This window comes from Pseudomonas sp. (genome assembly GCF_041601375.1).
Taxonomy (GTDB): Bacteria; Pseudomonadota; Gammaproteobacteria; order Pseudomonadales; family Pseudomonadaceae; genus Aquipseudomonas.
This window is the reverse complement of record NZ_JBFIIG010000239.1, coordinates 1-5573: the sequence shown is the minus strand read 5'-3', so window position 1 is coordinate 5573 and position 5573 is coordinate 1. Positions and strand designations below refer to the sequence as shown.

Genomic DNA, 5573 nt, shown 5'->3' with positions numbered 1-5573 from the left:
GCGCCGTCCTTGGCCTTGTAGTTCTGGTACTCGCCGTCGATGACTTCGTCCATGCGGCGCTGCAGGATGCCGTCGACATCCTTGGCCAGCAGTGGATCCCAGAAGCGGCCCCAGACCACTTTGTTGACGTTCCAGCCACCACCACGGAACACGCCTTCGAGTTCCTGGATGATCTTGCCGTTGCCGCGTACCGGGCCATCAAGGCGCTGCAGGTTGCAGTTGATGACGAAGATCAGGTTGTCCAGTTTCTCGCGGCCAGCCAGGGAGATGGCGCCGAGGGATTCCGGCTCGTCGCATTCGCCGTCGCCGAGGAAGCACCAGACTTTCTGCTTGCCGGCCGGGATAAAGCCGCGCGCTTCCAGGTACTTCATGAAGCGTGCCTGGTAGATCGCCTGGATCGGACCCAGGCCCATGGACACGGTAGGGAACTGCCAGAAGTCCCGCATCAGCCAGGGGTGTGGGTAGGACGACAGGCCCTTGCCATCGACTTCCTGGCGGAAATTGTTCATCTGGTCTTCAGTGATGCGGCCTTCCATGAAGGCGCGGGCATAGACGCCCGGCGAGGCATGGCCCTGGAAGAAGACCAGGTCGCCGCCGTGCTCGTCGGTGGGGGCCTGGAAAAAGTAGTTGAAGCCGATGTCGTAGAGGGTCGCGGACGAGGCGAAGCTGGAGATGTGGCCACCCAGATCCGGGTCTTTCAGGTTGGTGCGCATCACCATGGCCAGGGCGTTCCAACGTACCAGCGAGCGAATGCGGCGTTCCATGAACAGGTCGCCAGGCATGCGTGCTTCGTGGGTTACCGGGATGGTGTTGCGGTACGGCGTGGTGATCGCATAGGGCAACTGGGAACCACTGCGGGTGGCCAGTTCGCCCAAGCGGGTCATCAGGTAATGCGCGCGGTCTTCGCCTTCCTTGTCGAGAACAGACTCAAGGGCGTCCAGCCATTCCTGGGTTTCGACGGGATCGAGGTCTTGCATGGCTTGCTCCAGGGCGGAAAGGCTTCCAGAATCGGAGGCCTGGGTGCGTGACCGGCTTTGTGGGCGGGCACGTGAATTCTTGGATGTACCGGGGATAGGGCCGGCTCCGTGTAGTTTTACTACATATCGACGGCAATTTCAGCCCTTTGGCTACAATCTTTCGTAGCAAAACTACACTTTATTTGTCTGTTTGTTGCGCGCGCCGCGTCAAGCGTGAGGGTTTCCGGCTTTTCGCGTGTCACTTGCAGTCCGCCAAAAAGGATAGACCATGAGCCTGCCCGCGTTGGCTTCTTTACCTGCCACTCTTACTCCCCTGGCACTGCGTGCCGAACAGTCGCTGCAGACGGCATTCGCCGAGTGCTCGGCCGCTGCCGCGGCCGAGTTTGCGGCCTGGCCGAGTGCGCGGTGCGAGGCGCTCCGGCGCGTGGCGGCAGCCAGCGACTTCGTCGTCGAGCAAGCCCGGCGCGACCCGCAGATGCTCCTGGGCTTGGCCGCCTGCGGCGAGCTGGAACGCTCGCTGCAAGCCGGCGAGCTGCGCGGGCAACTGGCGGCCGCGTTGCTCGATTGCGCCGATGAAGAGGAGCTGGGCCGGCGCCTGCGGCGTTTCCGCAATCGCCAGCAACTGCGCATCATCTGGCGCGATATCAGTCGCCAGGCCGACCTGATCGAAACCTGTCGCGACCTCTCGGAGCTGGCCGACGCCTGCATCGATCTGGCCTATCACTGGCTCTATCCCCGGCATTGCACGCAGTTCGGCACGCCCATCGGCCGGCGCAGCGGCCAGGCCCAGCATATGGTGGTGCTCGGCATGGGCAAGTTGGGTGCCTTCGAGCTGAACCTGTCGTCGGACATCGACCTGATCTTCGGCTACCCAGAGGGCGGCGAGACCGAAGGGGTCAAGCGCCCGCTGGACAACCAGGAGTTTTTCATTCGCCTCGGCCAGCGCCTGATCAAGGCCCTGGATGCAATCACCGTCGACGGCTTCGTCTTTCGCACCGACATGCGCCTGCGCCCCTACGGCTCCTCGGGTTCGCTGGTGTTCAGCTTCAATGCGCTGGAGCAGTACTACCAGGATCAGGGCCGCGACTGGGAACGCTACGCGATGATCAAGGCGCGGGTGGTCGGTGGCGACCCGGTGGCCGGCGCGCAGTTGCTGGAGATGCTGCGGCCCTTCGTCTACCGGCGTTACCTGGATTTTTCCGCGATCGAAGCGTTGCGCACCATGAAGCAACTGATCCAGCAGGAAGTGCGGCGCAAGGGCATGGCCGAGAACATCAAGCTCGGCGCCGGCGGCATTCGCGAGGTGGAGTTCATCGCCCAGGCCTTTCAGTTGATTCACGGCGGGCGCGACCTGAGCCTGCAGCAGCGGCCGCTGCTGCAGGTGCTCGGCACCCTGGAAGGGCAGGGCTATCTGCCGGCCGCGGTGGTCGCCGAACTGCGCCAGGGCTACGAGTTTCTGCGTTACACCGAGCATGCCTTGCAGGCGATCGGCGACCGGCAGACGCAGATGCTTCCCGACAACGACCAGGATCGGGCGCGGGTGGCCTTCATGCTCGGCTTCGACGACTGGGCGGCGTTTCACCGGCAGCTGATGCACTGGCGCGGCCGGGTCGACTGGCATTTCCGCCAGGTGATCGCCGATCCTGATGAGGATGCCGAAACCGCCGAAGATGAAGCGGTCGGCGGTGAATGGTTGCCGCTGTGGGACGATGTGCAGGACGAGGCCGCGGCCTGCCGGCAGCTGGCCGAAGCCGGCTTCGCCGATCCGCAGTCCGCGTGGCAGCGCCTGGCCGGCTTGCGCAGCGGCAATCAGGTGCGGGCCATGCAGCGCCTCGGTCGTGAGCGCCTGGATGCCTTCATGCCCAGGCTGCTGGCGCAGGCGGTGGAGCACGACAACCCCGACCTGGTCCTGGAACGGGTGCTACCGCTGATCGAGGCGGTGGCGCGGCGCTCGGCGTACCTGGTGCTGTTGACGGAAAATCCTGGCGCCTTGCAGCGTCTGTTGACCCTCTGTGCCGCCAGCCCGTGGATCGCCGAGCAGATCACCCGCTTTCCCTTGTTGCTAGACGAGCTGCTCAACGAGGGGCGGCTGTTCAAGCCGCCGCTGGCCCCGGAGTTGGCCGCCGAGTTGCGTGAGCGGCTGATGCGCATCCCCGAGGACGACCTCGAGCAACAGATGGAGGCGCTGCGCCACTTCAAGCTGGCCCACCGTCTGCGTGTGGCGGCCTCGGAAATTGCCGGCAGCCTGCCGCTGATGAAGGTCAGCGACTACCTGACCTGGCTGGCCGAGGCGATTCTCGAGCAGGTGTTGGCCCTGGCCTGGCGGCATACCGTGAGCAAGTACGGGGTGCCGCTGCGTACCGATGGCAGCCCCTGCGACCCGGACTTCATCATCGTCGGCTACGGCAAGGTCGGCGGCATCGAACTGGGCCATGGCTCGGATCTGGATCTGGTGTTCATCCATGATGGCGATCCCCAGGCCGAGACCCATGGCGCCAAGCCGATCGACGGCGCGCAGTTCTTCAATCGCCTGGGGCAGCGCATCATCCATCTGCTGACCACCCAGACCAACTCTGGCCAGCTCTACGAGGTGGACATGCGCCTGCGGCCCTCGGGGGTGGCGGGGCTACTGGTCAGCTCGCTGGGCGCCTTCGAGCGCTATCAGGAAAACGAAGCCTGGACCTGGGAGCACCAGGCGCTGGTGCGCGCCCGGGTACTGGTCGGCTGCCCGCGGGTCGGCAAGGCGTTCGAGGCGGTGCGTGCGGCGGTACTCGGCCGCGAGCGCGACCTCGATCGGCTGCGCACCGAGGTCAGCGAGATGCGCGCGAAGATGCGCGACAACCTCGGCACCCGGGCCACCGCTGCCGGCACCGCGGCCAATGCCTTCGAGGCCGCGGTCTGCTTCGACCTCAAGCAGGATGCCGGTGGTATCGTCGATATTGAATTTATGGTGCAATACGCGGCCTTGGCGTGGTCGCGACACTATCCCGAGCTGTTGGAGTTCACCGATAACATCCGCATCCTGGAAGGCCTGGAACGCGTTGGCTTGCTGGCCGCCGAGGATGCCCGCCTGTTGCAGGAAGCCTACAAGGCCTACCGCGCGGCGGCCCATCGCCAGGCATTGCAAAAGCAGCCCGGGGTGGTGCGCGGCGACCAGTTCCAGGAACAAAGACGCAGCGTGCTGCGCATCTGGCGGGAGCTGGGGCTGAACTGAATTGTGTAGGCTGGCCGGCGCGCGGCGCCCCGGCGACTAAGTACGAATCGAATTTGAGGAGCAGGCAACTATGTCGATGGCTGATCGTGATGGCGTGATTTGGTATGACGGCAAGCTGGTGCCGTGGCGTGACGCGACCACCCATGTGCTGACCCACACCCTGCACTACGGCATGGGCGTGTTCGAAGGCGTGCGCGCCTACGATACCCCGGACGGCGCGGCGATCTTCCGCCTGCAAGCGCACACCGACCGCCTGTTCGACTCGGCCCATATCATGGGCATGAAGATCCCCTTCTCCAAAGACGAAATCAACGAAGCGACCCGCACCGCGGTGCGCGAGAACAACCTGGACAGCGCCTATATCCGCCCCATGGTGTTCTACGGATCGGAAGCCATGGGCCTGCGCGCCACTGGCTTGAAGGTGCATGTCATCGTCGCCGCCTGGAGCTGGGGCGCCTACATGGGCGATGAGGCCCTGCAGATCGGCATCAAGGTGCGCACCAGCTCCTTCACTCGCCACCACGTCAACATCTCGATGACCCGGGCCAAGGCCAACGGCAACTACATCAACTCGATGCTGGCCTTGCAGGAAGCCGTCTCCGGCGGCGCCGACGAGGCCATGCTGCTGGATACCGAGGGCTACGTGGCCGAGGGCTCCGGCGAGAACATCTTCCTGGTGCGTAACGGTGTGGTCTATACCCCGGAAGTCACCTCCTGCCTCAATGGCATCACTCGCAACACCATCCTGACCCTGGCCGACGAGCTGGGCATCCAGGTGGTCGAGAAGCGCATCACCCGTGACGAGGTGTACATCGCCGACGAGGCCTTCTTCACCGGCACCGCCGCCGAAGTCACGCCGATCCGCGAGGTGGACGGCCGCCAGATCGGCGCCGGCCACCGTGGGCCGGTGACCGAGAAACTGCAAAAAGCCTATTTCGACCTGGTGGCCGGCAAGACCAGTGCCCACGCCGAATGGCGCACGCTGGTTAAATAAAGCGGCAAGCCACAAGCTGCAAGCTGCAAGCGCTCCGGCTGCTTTAGCTTGCGGCTTTTGGCTTGCGGCTCGAGGCTGCTCTGATGAACATACTGATCGTAGGCCCCAGTTGGGTCGGTGACATGGTGATGGCGCAGACGCTGTTTCAGTGTCTGAAACAGCGTCATCCCGACTGCCAGGTCGATGTGCTGGCACCCGAGTGGAGTCGGCCGATTCTCGAACGCATGCCCGAAGTACGTCAGGCCCTGAGCTTTCCGCTCGGCCATGGCGTATTGCAACTGGCGACCCGGCGCAAGATCGGCAAGTCCCTGGCCGGCCAGTACGATCAGGCGATTCTGTTGCCCAATTCGCTGAAGTCGGCGCTGGTGCCCTTCTTCGCCGGGATCGC

At 64.4% G+C, this 5573-nt stretch carries 3 protein-coding genes and 1 pseudogene; 3 read left to right on the top strand and 1 reads right to left on the bottom strand.

The features are described from left to right. Positions 1 to 977 (bottom strand): annotated as a pseudogene (gene aceE / locus ABZE94_RS20010) (pyruvate dehydrogenase (acetyl-transferring), homodimeric type); the annotation flags it as partial. A 268-nt stretch (positions 978 to 1245) separates the two neighbouring features. On the opposite strand from aceE, the gene glnE reads away from it, so the two are divergent. The 3 genes from glnE to waaF all read left to right on the top strand — a co-directional run. Continuing rightward, the gene (gene glnE / locus ABZE94_RS20005; protein ID WP_372877766.1) at positions 1246 to 4191 is read left to right on the top strand and encodes a bifunctional [glutamate--ammonia ligase]-adenylyl-L-tyrosine phosphorylase/[glutamate--ammonia-ligase] adenylyltransferase; all 2946 of its coding nucleotides are present in this window, start codon (positions 1246 to 1248) and stop codon (positions 4189 to 4191) included. 70 nt (positions 4192 to 4261) lie between these two features. Next, positions 4262 to 5185, top strand: a complete 924-nt coding sequence (locus ABZE94_RS20000) for a branched-chain amino acid transaminase (protein WP_372877764.1) — start codon at positions 4262 to 4264, stop codon at positions 5183 to 5185. An 83-nt stretch (positions 5186 to 5268) separates the two neighbouring features. After that, a partial coding sequence (gene waaF / locus ABZE94_RS19995) for a lipopolysaccharide heptosyltransferase II (RefSeq protein WP_372877762.1) occupies positions 5269 to 5573 on the top strand: 305 nt, incomplete at its 3' end.